The organism is Delftia sp. WSY_10, assembly GCF_043104705.1.
In the GTDB taxonomy this organism is placed as follows: Bacteria; Pseudomonadota; Gammaproteobacteria; order Burkholderiales; family Burkholderiaceae_C; genus Comamonas; species Comamonas tsuruhatensis.
Genome location: NZ_JBICKY010000012.1, coordinates 688,435 through 703,591 on the forward strand (window position 1 = coordinate 688,435; position 15,157 = coordinate 703,591).

14 protein-coding genes are annotated in these 15,157 nt (G+C 68.2%); 6 read left to right on the forward strand and 8 right to left on the reverse strand.

What is annotated here, in order from left to right; genetic code table 11:
- Window positions 1-16 precede the first annotated feature (16 nt).
- The 3 genes from ACF8ML_RS05265 to ACF8ML_RS05275 are packed head-to-tail and all read right to left on the reverse strand — an operon-like array spanning window position 17 to window position 3,377.
- Complete coding sequence (locus ACF8ML_RS05265) at window positions 17-1,285, reverse strand: class I SAM-dependent methyltransferase (RefSeq protein ID WP_392406558.1); 1,269 nt, start codon at window positions 1,283-1,285, stop codon at window positions 17-19.
- A complete protein-coding gene (locus ACF8ML_RS05270; RefSeq protein WP_392406559.1) occupies window positions 1,282-2,034 on the reverse strand; it encodes a DUF1365 domain-containing protein in 753 nt (250 codons plus the stop codon). The genes ACF8ML_RS05265 and ACF8ML_RS05270 overlap by 4 nt, the downstream gene beginning before the upstream one ends.
- On the reverse strand, window positions 2,031-3,377 hold the full coding sequence (locus ACF8ML_RS05275) for an NAD(P)/FAD-dependent oxidoreductase (RefSeq protein WP_017407120.1): 1,347 nt from the start codon (window positions 3,375-3,377) through the stop codon (window positions 2,031-2,033). The genes ACF8ML_RS05270 and ACF8ML_RS05275 overlap by 4 nt, the downstream gene beginning before the upstream one ends.
- A gap of 140 nt (window positions 3,378-3,517) precedes the next feature.
- Between ACF8ML_RS05275 and ACF8ML_RS05280 the strand changes: the two genes are divergently transcribed.
- The 4 genes from ACF8ML_RS05280 (at window position 3,518) to ACF8ML_RS05295 (ending at window position 8,355) form a co-directional block, all read left to right on the forward strand.
- The gene (locus ACF8ML_RS05280) at window positions 3,518-4,156 is read left to right on the forward strand and encodes a TetR/AcrR family transcriptional regulator (RefSeq protein WP_017407121.1); all 639 of its coding nucleotides are present in this window, start codon (window positions 3,518-3,520) and stop codon (window positions 4,154-4,156) included.
- 147 nt (window positions 4,157-4,303) lie between these two features.
- Window positions 4,304-4,783: a sigma-70 family RNA polymerase sigma factor gene (locus tag ACF8ML_RS05285; protein ID WP_070081029.1), complete on the forward strand. Its 480-nt coding sequence runs from the start codon at window positions 4,304-4,306 to the stop codon at window positions 4,781-4,783.
- 2 nt (window positions 4,784-4,785) lie between these two features.
- A complete protein-coding gene (locus ACF8ML_RS05290; RefSeq protein WP_392406561.1) occupies window positions 4,786-5,739 on the forward strand; it encodes a FecR domain-containing protein in 954 nt (317 codons plus the stop codon).
- Window positions 5,740-5,835: 96 nt separating this feature from the next.
- Entirely contained in the window at window positions 5,836-8,355 is a 2,520-nt protein-coding gene (locus ACF8ML_RS05295) for a TonB-dependent siderophore receptor (protein WP_392406563.1), read from the forward strand.
- Window positions 8,356-8,468: 113 nt separating this feature from the next.
- On the opposite strand, the gene ACF8ML_RS05300 is transcribed toward ACF8ML_RS05295, so the two are convergent.
- The 4 genes from ACF8ML_RS05300 to glmS all read right to left on the reverse strand — a co-directional run bounded on the left by ACF8ML_RS05300 (window position 8,469) and on the right by glmS (window position 12,187).
- A complete protein-coding gene (locus tag ACF8ML_RS05300; RefSeq protein ID WP_392406564.1) occupies window positions 8,469-9,515 on the reverse strand; it encodes a hypothetical protein in 1,047 nt (348 codons plus the stop codon).
- 149 nt (window positions 9,516-9,664) lie between these two features.
- Window positions 9,665-9,820: a hypothetical protein gene (locus tag ACF8ML_RS05305; protein ID WP_016448436.1), complete on the reverse strand. Its 156-nt coding sequence runs from the start codon at window positions 9,818-9,820 to the stop codon at window positions 9,665-9,667.
- A 39-nt stretch (window positions 9,821-9,859) separates the two neighbouring features.
- The gene (locus ACF8ML_RS05310) at window positions 9,860-10,015 is read right to left on the reverse strand and encodes a hypothetical protein (protein ID WP_392406566.1); all 156 of its coding nucleotides are present in this window, start codon (window positions 10,013-10,015) and stop codon (window positions 9,860-9,862) included.
- A 252-nt stretch (window positions 10,016-10,267) separates the two neighbouring features.
- On the reverse strand, window positions 10,268-12,187 hold the full coding sequence (glmS, locus tag ACF8ML_RS05315; RefSeq protein WP_392406568.1) for a glutamine--fructose-6-phosphate transaminase (isomerizing): 1,920 nt from the start codon (window positions 12,185-12,187) through the stop codon (window positions 10,268-10,270).
- Window positions 12,188-12,324: 137 nt separating this feature from the next.
- Between glmS and ACF8ML_RS05320 the strand changes: the two genes are divergently transcribed.
- Both ACF8ML_RS05320 and ACF8ML_RS05325 read left to right on the forward strand, forming a co-directional pair.
- A complete protein-coding gene (locus ACF8ML_RS05320; RefSeq protein ID WP_392406570.1) occupies window positions 12,325-12,840 on the forward strand; it encodes an Lrp/AsnC family transcriptional regulator in 516 nt (171 codons plus the stop codon).
- Between the two features lie 217 nt (window positions 12,841-13,057).
- Window positions 13,058-14,182, forward strand: coding sequence for a diguanylate cyclase (locus ACF8ML_RS05325; RefSeq protein WP_016448446.1), 1,125 nt, complete (start codon window positions 13,058-13,060; stop codon window positions 14,180-14,182).
- Window positions 14,183-14,207: 25 nt separating this feature from the next.
- Here the strand turns inward: ACF8ML_RS05325 and ACF8ML_RS05330 are convergent, their stop codons facing one another.
- Window positions 14,208-15,065, reverse strand: a complete 858-nt coding sequence (locus ACF8ML_RS05330; RefSeq protein ID WP_392406572.1) for an ATP-binding protein — start codon at window positions 15,063-15,065, stop codon at window positions 14,208-14,210.
- Window positions 15,066-15,157: the final 92 nt, after the last annotated feature.

Below are 15,157 nucleotides of genomic sequence, written 5' to 3' on the forward strand. Positions count from 1 at the left end.
TGACGTGGTGGCGATTTCATGGCAGGGGCCTGCGCAGCGTGAACTGGACGACATCGGTGTTGCCGGTGTCGAAGGCCGCCTCGCAGTAGGCGAGGTAGAAGGTCCAGATGCGCACGAAGCGCTCGTCAAAGCCCTGGGCCCGCACGGCGTCGAGGTGGTGATCGAAGGCCTGGCGCCAGCGCCGCAGCGTCTCCGCATAGTCGCGGCCGAAGGCCATGCGGCGCTCCACCACCAGGCCGGCGCGCCGTGCCTCCTGCTCGAAGGCAGGAATGCTGGGCAGCAGCCCGCCCGGGAAGATGTACTGCTGGATGAAGTCGGTGGAGCGCAGATAGCGCGCGAACAGGTCCTCGCGCAGCGTGATGGTCTGTATGCAGGCCAGGCCCCCGGGCTTGAGGCAGTCGCGCAGCGTCTGGAAGTAGCCGCGCCAGTATTCTCGGCCCACGGCCTCGAACATCTCGATGGAGACGATGGCATCGAAGGGCTCGCCCGCATGCTGTGCCGGCAGGTCGCGGTAGTCCTGGTAGCGCAGCTCCACGGCGTCGGCCAGGCCGGCCCGCCGCATGCGCTGCTGACCCCAGGCAAGTTGCTCGCGCGACAGCGTCACGCCCGTGACCCGGGCGCCGAACTCCTGCGCCGCCGCCTCGGCCAGCCCGCCCCAGCCGCAGCCGATCTCCAGCAGGCGCTGGCCGGGCTGCAGCCGCACCTCGTCCAGCGTGCGCCTGAGCTTGGCCTGCTGGGCGTCCTGCAGGTCGGCGTGGCGCAGCGATTCACCCGTGCGCCCCTGGAACCAGGCGGCGCTGTAGCTCATGCCGGGGTCCAGCCACAGGCGGTAGAAATCGTTGCCCAGGTCGTAGTGGGCATGGATGTTCCTGGCGCTGCCGGCCCGCGTATTGCGCTGCAGCAGGTGGCGCAGGCGGTAGCCCAGCCGGCCCCACCAGCTGCCGTACACCAGGCTTTGCACATGGTCGCGGTTGGCCATGCACAGGCGCAGCAGGGCGGCCAGGTCGGGGCTGTCCCATTCGCCGGCGATATAGCCTTCGGCCAGGCCGATGTCGCCCGATTTCAGGGTGCGCTCCAGCGCCCGCCAGTCGTGCAGCACGCAATGCGCGTCGGCAGCCCCCGACGGCGGACGGGGCAGGTGCAGCAGGCGGCCATCGGGCTGCTCCAGGTCCAGCTGCCCGTGGGGCAGGCGTTCGAGCAGGCTCAGCACACGGCGTGCCCGCGCAGGCGTGCGGCGCGGCGCTGCGGCGGTGGGGCTCAGCAGGGGGGCGGCGGTAGTGTTCATCTTGTGACGAAGCGCTTGGGCGCGGAGGGTTTGCCATGGAAAGGCACGCGCTTGGCCCAAAGGCGCAGCGCGTGCCAGTGGATGCGGGCGACCACGCCCAGCGTCATCAAAGGGGTGCCGAAGAAGGCGCGGCGCACGGCGGCGGCATCCAGCGCCTGCAGCACGCCGCCCACGCTGGTCTGCAGCAGCGGGCCGTCCTCGTCATGCAGGTCCACGCGCGCCAGGGTGCGGTCTTCGCTGCGCTCGAAGCGGAAGCGGTACTCGCCGCGCACCTCGCAGAACGGCGAGACGTGGAATTGCTTGCGCGCCACCTGCTCCCGGCCCCAGGCCAGGTCCGGCCCCGCCAGCAGATAGGCATGGCGCTCGCCAAAGGTGTTGTTGACCTCGGCCAGCACGGCGGCCAGCGTCCCGTCGGCGCGGTGCGCATACCAAAAGCTCACGGGCTTGAACACGTAGCCCAGCACGCGCGGAAAGGTGTGCAGCCAGACTTCGCCATCGGCGTCGGCTATGCCTTCGCTGTGCAGCAGCTGCTCGAACCAGGCCAGTGCGTCGCAGCCGCCCTCGCCGTGGTCGCCGTCATGGAAACTCAGCCAGCCACGGCGGTTGCGCCTGAGCGCGGCGTCCGGGTGCGTGCGCAGGCTGCGCATGGGCAGCATGAGGAAATAGCCCGGGTAGCGGAAGGCATGCTCCACCGGCCGCAGGCGGCGGTGCCAGACATGGCCGAAGCCGATGAGCGGCCGGGCCGTCATGCGACCCCCTCGAAGGCCGCGCTGGCGGGCAGGACGGGCAAGGTCGGCAGGGCATGCAGCAGGCCGTCGGCCGCGACCAGGCCCGAGCGCAGGCCGTCCTCGTGGAAGCCGTAGCCGCACCATGCGCCGCAGAACCAGGTCCTGCGCTGGCCTTGCAGGGCATCCACCCGGCCCTGGGCCTCGATGGCGGCCAGGTCGAACACCGGGTGGCTGTACTCGATGCGCGCGTGGACCTGGCTGTCATCGATGGGGCGCACCGGGTTCAGCGACACCATCACGGGCTGCTGCCACGGCAGGGGCTGCAGGCGGTTGAGCAGGTAGTGCAGGCAGACGCCGGCCCGGTCTTTTCCGGGATCGGCGGCGCGTTCGTAGTTCCAGGCGGCCCAGGCCGCCGGGCGGCGCGGCAGCACGCCGGCATCGGTGTGCAGCACGGCCTGGTTGGGCTGGTAGCGGATGGCGCCCAGCACGCTGCGCTCGAGCGGCGTGGCATCGGAGCCCAGCAGGCGCAGGGCCTGGTCGCTGTGGCAGGCCAGCACCACGGCGTCGAACCGCTCCGTGCCGTGCGCCATCTGCAGCAGCACGCCGTGCGCGGCGCGGCGCAGGCCCAGCACGGGCGCGTTCAGCCGGACCTCGTGGCGGCCGTCCTTTTGCAGCGCGGCCACCATGCGCCGCACATACTGGCGCGAACCACCGCGCACGGTGCGCCACTGCGGCCGGTCCGTGACCTGGATCAGGCCGTGGTTGTGGCAAAAGCGGATCAGCGTGGCCACGGGAAAGCGCAGCATCTGGTCGGTGGGGCAGGACCAGATGCAGCCCATCATGGGCAGCAGATAGTCCTGGCGAAAGGCCGGCCCGAAGCCGTGGTCGTCCAGGAAATCTTCGATGCAGCTGCGCAGCCGCGCTTCATCGCCTTCCTCGGCGATGCGCGTGGTCAGGCGGTTGAAACGCAGGATCTCGGCCAGCATCTTCAGGAAACGGGGCCGCAGCAGATTGCTGCGCTGGGCGAACACACCGCCCAGCGAACTGCCGCTCCACTCCAGGCCCGCCCGGCCGCCGGCCTGCGGCACCTGCACGGAAAACGACATCTCGGCCTCCGCCGTGGGCACCTGCAGCTCTTCGAACAGACGGGTCAGCAGCGGATAGGTGCGGTGGTTGAACACCAGAAAGCCCGTGTCCACCCCCTGGCTCACGCCGCCCAGCGCCAGATCGACCGTGTTGGCATGGCCGCCGAAATGGCTGCCTGCCTCCAGCAGGGTCACGCCATGCCCGCCCGGCGCGCCGGCCAGCCGCCGTGCTGCTGCCAGCCCCGCAATCCCCGACCCGATGACTGCAATGCGATGCATGGGAGCGTCCTTCCTGGTTGAATCGATCAGTCAGACCATGAAGATCAAACTGTGAACTGATGAGTTCAAACTATATACCAAACGTATCCGCTTTGCACTATTTGGTATCGGATATGACCTGCCGGGTCTAAAATATGGCTATGACAAGCCGCTCCTCCATCAAAGAACAGATACAGCGCGTGCGCGAGCAGGCCATCGTGGCGGCCGTCAACCGGCTGCTGGCCACCAAGGGCTACGACGCCATGACGGTGGACGAGGTGGCGGCCGAGGCCGGCATGGCCAAGGCCAGCCTGTACAAGCTGTTCACCTCCAAGGAAGAACTGGCAGGGGCCGCCATGGTGGGCGTGCTGGACCGCGCCCTGGCCTTCGTGGACGGCCTGCGCGACGAAGCCAGCCTGGCGGCCGAGGCCGGCACGCCCACGCGCCCGCTGGACCAGCTCAAGGCCGTTACGCGCTGGGCCATGCAGACCCAGCTGGAAGGCGAGATGCCCTCCCTGCCCGCGCAGAACTCCAACCTCAGCGCCTCGCTGCAATCCAACGACGACTACATGGACCGGCTGATCGCGCTGAGCAACCGCCTGAGCATCTGGATCACCGAGGCCCAGACCAGCGGCCAGATGCAGGCCACGCTGCCGGCCGAACTGGTGCTCTACACGCTGTTCGCGCGGGCCTGCGATCCGGTGGTGGCCCTGCTCAAGGAGTCGGGCCAGTACACGCACGCGCAGATCATCGACTGGGTGACCAGCACGACCTTCGACGGGCTGGCGGCGGCGGGCTGATCCGGTGCGCGGGATCGCACCGATCCCAATGCAAATGAGAATTCATATCAACTGGATAAAATGCCGGCAGTTTCTTGACGCACAAGAGGAAAGGCCCGGCACGTGCATCCATCCACCGACAGTGGCGCCAGCCAGGCTCTGGGCAGCATGTACGCGCAGCACAACCCTTGGCTGGTCGCGTGGCTGCAACGCAGGCTGGGCAACCGCTGCGATGCGGCCGACCTGGCCCAGGACACGTTCACGCGCATCTGGGTCAGCGCCAGGACGCAGGCCATCGAGGACATCCGGGAGCCCCGGGCCTATCTGACGACAGTGGCCCGGCGGCTGCTGGTCAATCACCTCGAACGCCGCTCGCTGGAGCAGGCCTACCTGGCGTCGCTGCACCTCCTGCCCCAGGCCACCGTGCCGTCCGTGGAGGCGCGGGCCATCCTGCTGGAGACGCTGCAGGAGCTCGATGCGCTGCTGGACGCCCTGCCCGCCAGGGTGCGCACGGCCTTTCTCATGTCCCAGCTGGAAGGCCTGTCCTACGAGGACATTGCCGACCGGATGCAGCTGAGCGTGCGCACCGTGACGCGCTACATGGCCCAGGGCTTTCGGCAATGCCTGCTGGTGATGCTGGAGCGCTGAGCATGCAGGCCGCAGACGCACGCATCCTGGACGAGGCCGCCCGCTGGCTGGCCCGCAGGCACGCCTCGGACTTCAGCGCGGCCGAGCAGGCCGAACTGGCGCGCTGGCGCAGCCAGAGCAGCCGGCATGAACAGATCTGGCAATGCGCCGAGCAGCTCAAGGGCCGCTTCAACACCGTGCCCGCCGCCGTCGGCATGGCCACGCTCAACCGCACGCGCCCCTCGGCGGCACGGCGCCAGTTGCTGCGCTCGGCCGTGCTGGCCCTGGCCACGCCTGCGCTGGGCTGGCTGGCCTGGCGCCATCTGCCCTGGCAGGACTGGACGGCCGACTACCGCACGGCCAGGGGCGAGCGCCGCGCGGTCACGCTGGCCGACGGCAGCCGCGTCCAGCTGAACACAGCCTCCGCCATCAGCGTGCGCATGGATGGCACGGCGCGGCGCATCCGCCAGCATGCCGGGGAAATCCTGGTCGAGACCGCGCATGCGCCGCCCTACGCCTCCCAGCCTTTCATGGTGCAGACAGACGACGGCCAGATGCAGGCCCTGGGCACGCGCTTCATCGTGCGCAAGCTGGAGCGGGGCACGGCGCTGGCCGTGCTGGAGGGCGCGGTGCGCGTCACGCCGGCAGCATCGGCCACGGCCGTGGTGGTGCATGCGGGCGAGCAACTGCAATTCGATGGACAAGGCGCCAGCGCCACCCGCCCGGTGGCGCCGCGGGACTCGGCCTGGACGCTGGGCGTGCTCTATGCCGAGAACCTGCGGCTGCAGGACTTCCTGGCCGAGCTGTCGCGCTACCGCGAAGGCCTTGTGCGGTGCGACGACGATGTCGCCGACCTGCGCGTCTCCGGCACCTACCAGCTGCATGACACCGACCGCATCCTGGCCCTGCTGGCCCAGACCCTGCCGGTGCGCGTGCACGAGCGCAGCCGGTACTGGGTGACGGTGGCGCGGCGCTGATTCGATTTTTTTCTGCCGTGGCTGTCCGGTTTTTCGCTCTCGCCTGTCAAGGCTTACGAAGACCACTTTCATCGACAGCCCAGAGGACAGAACACCATGCACTCCCCTTCTTCCACCGCCGGACCACGCGCCAGCCTGCGCGCCACCGCCTTGGCGGCCCTGGCCGTCAGCACCTCGCTGCTGCTGCACGCGCTGCCAGTCCAGGCGGCCGAGCCGGCCGCCAGCGCCGCTGCCAGGAGCTACCAGATCCAGCCGGGTCCGCTGGGCCCGGCGCTGATGGCCTTTGCCGCGCAGGCAGGCGTGAACCTGGGCATGGACCTGCAGCAGCTCGGCGGCATGGAGACACGCGGCCTGTCCGGCACGTTCTCCGTGGAAGACGGCTTTGCGCAGCTGCTGAACACGTCAGGCTGGACAGCGCGCCGCGTGGGTGCGGGCAACTACGCGCTGGAGAAGCTGCCTGCGGCGGCCCGCCAGGCGCCGTCTGCCGCAGCGGCCGTGCCCTCACCCTCAGCCCCAGCCGCAGCACAGGCCACGGAGCTTGCCGCCATCACGGTGACCGCACGCACGCAGAACAACCTGGTCGCACCCTCGCGGCAGGTCACGATCCTGGAAGGCCAGGAGGTGGAGCAGCTGCGCCAGGGCTCGGACAGCCTGGCCACCATGCTCAGCAAGGTGGTCCCCGGCATGGCGGACTCCAGCCACACCATCACCGACTACGGCCAGACGCTGCGCGGCCGCAACATGCTGGTGCTGGTGGACGGCGTTCCGCTGAACACCAACCGCGACTCGTCCAGGAACCTGGCCAACATCAACCCGGCCGACATCGAGCAGATCGAGGTGCTGCGCGGCAGCAGCGCCATCTACGGCAGCGGTGCGGCGGGCGGCATTGTCTCCATCCGCACCAAGCGGCCCTCGGGCGAGACGCGGGCCGAGACCATCGTCACCGGCTCGACCCCGCTGTCGCGCCTGCGCGGCGCGGGGCTGGGCGGCGAGGTGCAGCACTACCTGTCCGGCGGTGGCGAGGTGGTCGACTATTCGGTGAGCCTGGGCGCCAGGCACATGGGCGGCGCCTTCGACGCCAGGGGCGACCGCATTGCGCCCGAGCCCAGCCAGGGCGACCTGTTCGACTCCAACATCTACAACGCCTCGGCCAAGATCGGCTTCAAGCTCGATGCCGACCAGCGCCTGCAATTGACCGCCAGCCACTACAACGCGGCCCAGGACACGGACTACGCCTCCGACCCGTCGGTGGCGCGGCTGCCGGCAGGAACGGCGGCGGCCCGCCCCATCAAGGGCCTGGTGCTGGCCGACCAGAACCAGATCAAGAACACCATGCTGGGCCTGGACTACGAGAACCGGGACATCGCAGGCAGCACGCTGGCCGCCCAGCTCTACTACCGGGACTTCTTCACGCGGTTTGCGCCCTTCGACGCACGCGCCGTGCCGGTGCGGGGCGCCAATGTCGACCAGTCCATGCAGAACTCCGAGGTCTTTGGCGGGCGCCTGACCCTGAAGACGCCGCTGGGCGCCGGCAAGAAGAGCCTGCTGATCTGGGGTGCGGACTTCAACCAGGAGCGCACCGACATGCCCATCGACATCTTCGATCCCCGGGCCTATGACGCCAGCGGCGGCCTGGTCTTTCACAAGACGGGCCAGCTGATCTACATGCCGCCCGTCACCACGCGCAGCATCGGCGCCTTCGCCCAGCTGCAGCACCGGTTCAATGCGCAATGGTCGGCGGAAGGCGGCCTGCGCTACGACCGCGCCCAGGCCAGCTTCAATGACTTCACGCCGCTGTCGCAGTCACGCGCCCCCAGCCCCCAGTCCGTGAACGGCGGCACCGTCAGGTACAACGCCTGGACCTACAACCTGGGCACGGTCTTCACGCCGGTCCCCGGCCAGGAGCTCTATGCCTCGTACAGCCAGGGCTTCGAGCTGCCGGACATCGGCGTGGTGGTGCGCAATGCCACGCCGGCCTTCAACCTGGGCAACTCCAACCTGCAGGCGGTCAAGACCAACACCTATGAAATGGGCTGGCGCGGCAAGTTCTCCAACGTGATGGCCAACCTCAGCGTCTTCCAGTCGCGCTCCAACCTGGGCGCCGTGCAGAGCTTCAACAATGGCCTGACCCTGCTGCGCACCCGCGAGAAGATCCATGGCATCGAAGGCGGCCTGGACTACTTCAGCGACGACGACCACTGGAGCGTGGGCGGCAGCTTCACCTGGATGAAGGGCCGCGAGCTGCCCCAGGCCGCCAGCGGCTACCAGGACATGACGGGCTTTCGCATCCCTCCGCTCAAGCTCACGGCCTATGTGGAGTACCGGCCCGACACGCGCTGGAGCCACCGCCTCCAGGCCACCGCCTATGCCTCCAAGGACTACCGCCTGGACGGCAAGACCGGCTTCGGCCGCTATGACACACGGGGCTACACCACGGTGGACCTGATCAGCCAGTGGAAGATCGCCCCCAAGAACCGTGTGTCCCTGGGCGTGGAAAACCTGTTCAACCGCCAGTACTTCCCGCTCTACAGCCAGCTGCTGCGCAGCAACAACAACACCAGCCGCCTGCCAGCGGCCGGCACGGTGCTGAAGATCAGCTACGCGCACACCTGGTGACCCCATAGGCAGGCACCGGTCGCCGCAGCCCGCCAACAATCGGCCGGGCACGGAAAGGGCAGCCACCCGACGCAGCCGATCAACGACCATCGGCCATCGGCTGCGCCCGGACCTCAAGGCCCCTTGCGCAGCGAGATCGGCGTGCCCCAGATCGGATCGACGGCGCCCTGGCGGCCCAGGGTGGTGACCTGCATGGGCACCAGCCGCGCCATGAGTTTTTCCTGGTCAGAGGTCAGGTTGGCGCGGGAGGCCAGATAGGTGCGCGTGAATTCCATGGGCACCGGCAGCGTGTGGACGGTGAAGTCCTCCAGCGGGCATTCGACCTTCTCGGCCGCCACCTTGCGGCAGCCCGCCTGGCGGAACTGGTAGCTGGGCGTCTTCAGATACGAGCGCTGGCTCAGCACCAGCTGCCCGCCTTCCAGCGTGAAACTGGCCAGGGCCTGCCGGGGCGGCACGCGCACCTGGACCTTGAGCGCGGGGATGTCGCGCGAGTCCGTGTCCTGGTAGTAGCCCGCACCCATGCCCGGCGTACTGTCCGTGACCTGCCGCTCGCCCCAGGCCACGCAATGGCCCGAGGCACGGTGCACCGTGGTGCAGTACTTCTCGGTGCGGGTCTGCGTGTGCGTGGTGGCCTCCTTCCAGTTCATCTCGGTATAGAACTCTCGGTAGGTCTCGGGCGCCAGGGACACCGTGCCGCTGGCGCCGCGGCCTGCGCCCGCAGCGCCCGCCTTGGCCCCCAGCTGGTCGAGCCGGGCATTGAGCCAGTAGTCATCGCCGCCCGTCAGCAGGTACTTGCCGGGGGGCAGGACATGGACCTCGAAGGCCTTGAAGAGGTAGGTGGTCTTGGGATCGCGCTGCAGCGCGTTGTTCTGGAACTTGCGGCCGAACACGATCTCCGGCCTGTCCTGGTGGGTCCACAGCACGTTCGAGGTCCATTTGGACATGCCTTCGGCGTCGGCCAGCGACTTGTGCGGCGTCAGGTCAGCCACCAGCACCACGGCCATGTGGGCCTTCAAGGCCTCGCTGATCACCCACAGCGTCTTCGCCTGCTCCGCTTCCTCCTTCTCGAGCTGCCCGCTGGAAGGCGGCGCGGCACACCCCGACAATCCCAGGGCGAGCACCAGGGTCGGCAAAACGAAGCAGGGGCGCTGCAGTGTCATCGTTGAAATCCTTGGAGGTTGATGCTGGAAAGGCGTCATTGTGCTGGGAGATCTCCGGCGGCCCCGGCCAGGGCAGGCCCTCGACACGGAAAAGCCGCCCGAAGGCGGCCGGTTCCAGGGAGCGCTGCACCAGCGCTGGCTGCGATCAATCAGCGTTGCTGTGGCTGGCGCAAAGGCTGCCCTTGTTGGCGGACGTTCGCCTTGCACTGCATCTGGCTGTAGTTCCTGTCCGTGATGGGTTGCCCCATCTGCATGGGAACATAGGCCGGATGCTGCGGGCCTCTCGTGGGAAGAAGCTGTTTCATGGTTCCATCCTCACGTCAAACGGAACGCCGCCCAGCCTGTCAGAGGGGCTGATTGGGCTGCTGCTGGCCTGGCTGGTTCTGGCCAGGCTGCTTGTGCTGGGGGTTGTCCTGCTGCTGCTGTCCCGGGTTTTGCTGGTTCGGGTTCTGCTGCTGCGGGTTGTTTTGCTGCTGTTGCTGGTCGTTTTGCTGAGCCATGGGTATCTCCTTCACATGGTGGTCAAAGAGGCGCGTCAAACGAAGCGCCCGACTGCAGCGCAGATATGCACTGCGCTGGTAACCAGTGTGGGCCCGGACATGCGGCTCAGCCGTAGGACCGGCCAGAGCGTGCGCAGCCCCATGTTGCGACACCGCAGGTAGGCCAGCCGCCGGGTGTCCGACGGACATTTCGCACAGGGGGCAACGAAGGACCAGGGCAGGCCACGGCCTGCGCCCTACCCCGCCCCCGCCTCACTCCACCGTCACGCTCTTGGCCAGGTTGCGCGGCTTGTCCACATCGGTGCCGCGTGCGCAGGCCGTGTGGTAGGCCAGCAGCTGCAGCGGGACCACGTGCAGGATGGGGCTGAGCGCGCCGTAGTTCTCGGGCATGCGGATGACGTGCATGCCTTCGCTGCTTTCGATGTTGGTCTTGGCATCGGCCAGCACATAGAGCACGCCGCCGCGCGCACGCACTTCCTGCATGTTGCTCTTGAGCTTTTCCAGCAGCTCGTCGTTGGGCGCCACCGTGACCACGGGCATGGCGCTGTCCACCAGGGCCAGCGGGCCGTGCTTGAGCTCGCCGGCCGGATAGGCCTCGGCGTGGATGTAGCTGATTTCCTTGAGCTTGAGCGCGCCTTCCAGCGCAATCGGGTAGTGGATGCCACGGCCCAGGAAGAGCGCGTTCTCGCGCTTGGCGAAGTCCTCGGACCAGCTGATGACCTGGGGCTCCAGCGCCAGCACGGATTGCAGGGCCACGGGCAGGTGGCGCATGGCGGCCAGATATTGCTGCTCCTTTTCCTCGCTCAGCCGCCCTTGCGACTGGGCCAGGGCCAGGGTCAGCAGGAACAGGCCCGCCAGCTGGGTGGTGAAGGCCTTGGTGGAGGCCACGCCGATCTCCACGCCGGCGCGCGTGATGTAGGCCAGCTCGCATTCGCGCACCATGGCGCTGGTGGCCACGTTGCAGACGGTCAGCGTGTGCTTCATGCCCAGGTTCTGGGCATGGCGCAGCGCGGCCAGGGTGTCGGCGGTCTCGCCCGACTGGCTGATGGTGACGACCAGGGTCTTGGGATGGGGAACGCTGGTGCGGTAGCGGTATTCGCTGGCCACTTCCACGCTGCAGGGCAGGCCGGCCAGCGACTCGATCCAGTACTTGGCCGTGCAGCCGCTGTAGTAGCTGGTGCCGCAGGCCAGGATGAGCACGCGGTCGATCTCCTTGAACACGCGCCAGGCCGAAGTGCCGGCCTTGCCGTCCGAGGCCACGCCGTCGAACAGCTCGGGCACGATGGCCTGCACGCCTTCCAGCGTGTCGGCAATGGCGCGCGGCTGCTCGAAGATTTCCTTTTGCATGTAGTGGCGGTAGGGACCCAGCTCGGCCGCGCCGCTGTGGGCGTGCACGGTGCGCACGGGGCGCTGCTCGGGCGCCAGCCGCTCGCCGCCCTTGCCCACCAGCCAGTAGCGGCCAGGCTGCAGGTCCACGATGTCGCCCTCTTCCAGGTAGACGATCTGGTCGGTCACGCCGGCCAGGGCCATGGCGTCGCTGGCCAGGAAGTGTTCGGCACCATCCTGGCACACGCCCAGGATCAGCGGCGAGCCGGCGCGCGAGCCCACCACGCGCTGCGGTTCGTCCTTGTGCATGACGGCGATGGCGAAGGCGCCATGCAGGCGCTGCGTGGCGGCCTGCACGGCCTCGAACAGGTCGCCGCCGTAGAGGCTGTCCACCAGGTGGGCGATGACCTCGGTGTCCGTCTGGCTGGCGAAGACATAGCCCTTGGACTGCAGCTCGGCGCGCAGGGCTTCGTAGTTTTCGATGATGCCGTTGTGCACCAGGGCCACGCGGGCCGGCTGGTCGGTGTCGGCCACGGGCGAGACGCCAGGGCCGTGGCTGAAATGCGGATGGGCGTTGCGCACCGCCGGCTCGCCATGCGTGGCCCAGCGCGTGTGGGCAATGCCGGTGTGGCCGATGACCTTGTCCTGTTGCACCTGGTCCATGAGTTCGGCCACGCGCGCCGTGGAGCGGGCGCGCCGCAGGCCCAGGCTGTGCACGCCCTGTGCGTCCAGCGCCTGCACGGCCACGCCGCAGGAGTCATAGCCGCGATATTCCAGGCGCTGCAGGCCCTGGACGAGAACGGGGACGATATCGCGGAAGGAAACCGCTGCGACGATGCCACACATGGACAAGCTCCTTGTTTCGAGATGACGACGGATGCTACGCAGGTTGAAAAGAAATTTCTCTCCAGATTTCCTTATCTATTGAACTAATATTTCATCATCAGGCATTCAAGAAATATTATTTCAATATAAATAACAAAATGAACCAAAATTCCATTCAACTGGACGCTACCGACCTGCAGTTGCTGCAGCTGCTGCAAGAAGACTGCAGCCGCAGCAACCAGGCACTGGCCGCGCTGCTGCAGCTGTCGCCGCCCACCTGCCTGCGCCGCGTGCGGCGGCTGCAGGAGTCCGGGCTGATCGAGCGGCAGGTGGCCATCCTGCAGCCCGAACGCCTGGCCGCCGCCCTGGGCCATGGGCTGCAGGCCATTGTGGAGGTCTCGCTGGACCGCCAGGACAGTGACGCGCTGGACGGATTCGAGCGCCGCGCCGTGGCGCTGGACGCCGTGCAGCAGTGCTGGCGCGTATCGGCGGGGCCTGATTTCATCCTCGTGGTGGCCGCGCCCGACATGCCGGCCTACCTGGAGTTGAGCCGGGCGCTATTCACGGGCGACGCCAACGTGCGCAATGTCAAGAGTTTTTTCAGCATCAGGCGCGCCAAGTTCTCCACCGCCATGCCGCTGCCGCCGGCAAATCCCGGAACAGGCGCCCAATGAGGCCTGGACGCTTGATTTTGCGAGTAATTGTGCGCATCAGGAAACTGCGCGGCGGCGGGACTGCGTAGGACAGCAAGCCTGCAATGTGTCCCGAACGCCAACTTTGGGCAACGTTGGACTTTAAGGCGTTGCGCACGCACGGGGACAATGATACAAATTGATGCAACAACACTTTCTGACGCGCTAGGCAATCGGCGCGCACTCGGCTCGCACCGCCATGTCCTTGCGCCAGCGCATCCATCGCCGCACCTATCCCTTGCGCGTCTCCAGCATGGCTTTGGGTGGCCTCGTCGTGGGCACGACCATGACCGAGCTGGGCGCCAGCACGGCTGTCTGGGGCTTTGTGCTGGTGAGCGCCCTGGTCTGGCCGCACATCGCCTTTCTCCACGCCCGCCACAGCCGTGACAGCCACCGCGCCGAACACGCCAATCTGAAGATAGATGCGCTGATCATCGGCAGCTGGATTCCCGTCATGCATTTCTGTGCATTGCCCAGCATTGCGCTGCTGGCCATCAGCATTGCAGACCGCAACCACACGGCCACGCGCGACGGCTGGCTGCAATCGCTGTTCGCCACCTTCCTGGCCGCCGCCGCGGGGGCCCTGCTGCTGCGGCCCGCGCCCGAGTGGGAGGCCAGCCTGGCAGTGCAGCTGAGCATGCTGCCCCTGCTCCTGCTGCACAGCGTGTTCTCCAGCTGGTCCACGCGCCAGCTGGTGCGCAAGCTGGCACGACAGAACGTGAAGCTGCAGGTGCTCAGCCGCATCGACCCCCTGACCACGCTGTACAGCCGCGACTACTGGTGGCAGAAGGCGCGCGCCGCGCTGCGCGACTACCGGCAGACGCAGACCTCGGCCTGCCTGCTGATCGTGGACATAGACCACTTCAAGCGCATCAACGACAGCTTTGGGCACACCGTGGGTGACGAGGTGCTGCAGGCCATCGGCCTGACCATCCGGCACTGCCTGCGATCGCATGACGCGGCCGGCCGCTACGGAGGCGATGAATTCGCCGTGCTGTGCATGCACACCCATCTGGACGATGCCTATGCGGTGGCCCTGCGCATACGCAACCAGCTGAGCCAGCTGCGCGTGCGCGAGCACCCGCATCTGCGCGTCAGCGCCAGCATTGGCGTGGCGGCGGCGGACCCCAGCTTTCTGTCGGTCAAGGACTGGATCAATGCGGCCGACAGCGCGCTCTACAGCGCCAAGGACGCCGGGCGCGACCAGGTGATACCTGCTGCGCCGCTGATGGCCGGCAGCGCGCCCACCAGGTCGGGCACGGACGCGGGCAGCGAGGCCTCGCGCCAGGCACACCAGCCCGAGCCGGACGACACGCTGATCTGAGGGCTGGCGCAAGCGGCAGGCAGACTCAGAGCCCGCGATCCGTGCGCCGCACTTCGCCGCCGGGCCAGTTCAGGCATACGCTGCAGCCGCCCGCGGGCGTGGCGCGGATGGTGGCCTCGCCGCCGTGGCGGCGCATGACGCCGCGCACCAGGGCCAGGCCCGTGCCCAGGCCCGGAAACTCCGACTCACGGTGCATGCGCTGGAAGATGCCGAACAGCGCGCCCGCACGCGAGGGGTCGAACCCCACGCCGTTGTCCGTCACGCTGAGCGTGATGCCGCCGTCGGCATGGCGCTCCACATCGATGGCAATGCGCGGCTGGTCCACGGGCCGGGTGAACTTGACGGCGTTGTCCAGCAGCGCCTCCAGCACCTGGCGCAGCAGGGCCGCGTCGGCACGCACGGCGGGACTTTGCTGCGGAAGGCTCCATTGCAGCCGCGCCGCCGCGCCGCAGGCCGCCCAGCGCGGCTGCGCCAGCACCGCCGTGCGCGCCTGCTCCAGCAGTTCCTGCAAGGCAATGGGCTGCCACTGCATGGGCGTGCGGGCGGCGCGCGCCAGGGCCAGCAGGCCGTCGAGCATGCCGCCCATGCGTCGGGCGGACTGGTCCATGGTCTGCAGGAAGCCGCGTGCCTCCTGCAGTTCCTGCGGCGAAGGCGCGGCCTGCGACAGCAGCTCGTCCACCAGGGGGCCGAAGGACAGCACATGGCGCAGCGGCGCGCGCAGGTCGTGCGACACCGCGTGCAGCCATTCCTGCTGCGCGGCGCGCAGGGCCTGCAGCTCCTGCTCGCGCTGGGCCAGGCGCTCCAGCGCGTCCTGCAGCGTGCGGGGCGGGCCTTGCAGGTCGGCGGCAGGGTCAGGCGGAGGGTGGGCGAAAGGTTCCGTCATGGCATGAACAGGGTCAGGAGATTCGGAAAATCGGCTTGCCCCGTACGGGACCCGCCGGCGATGCGGGCCCTCGAGCCCACGTGTCTCGGAAG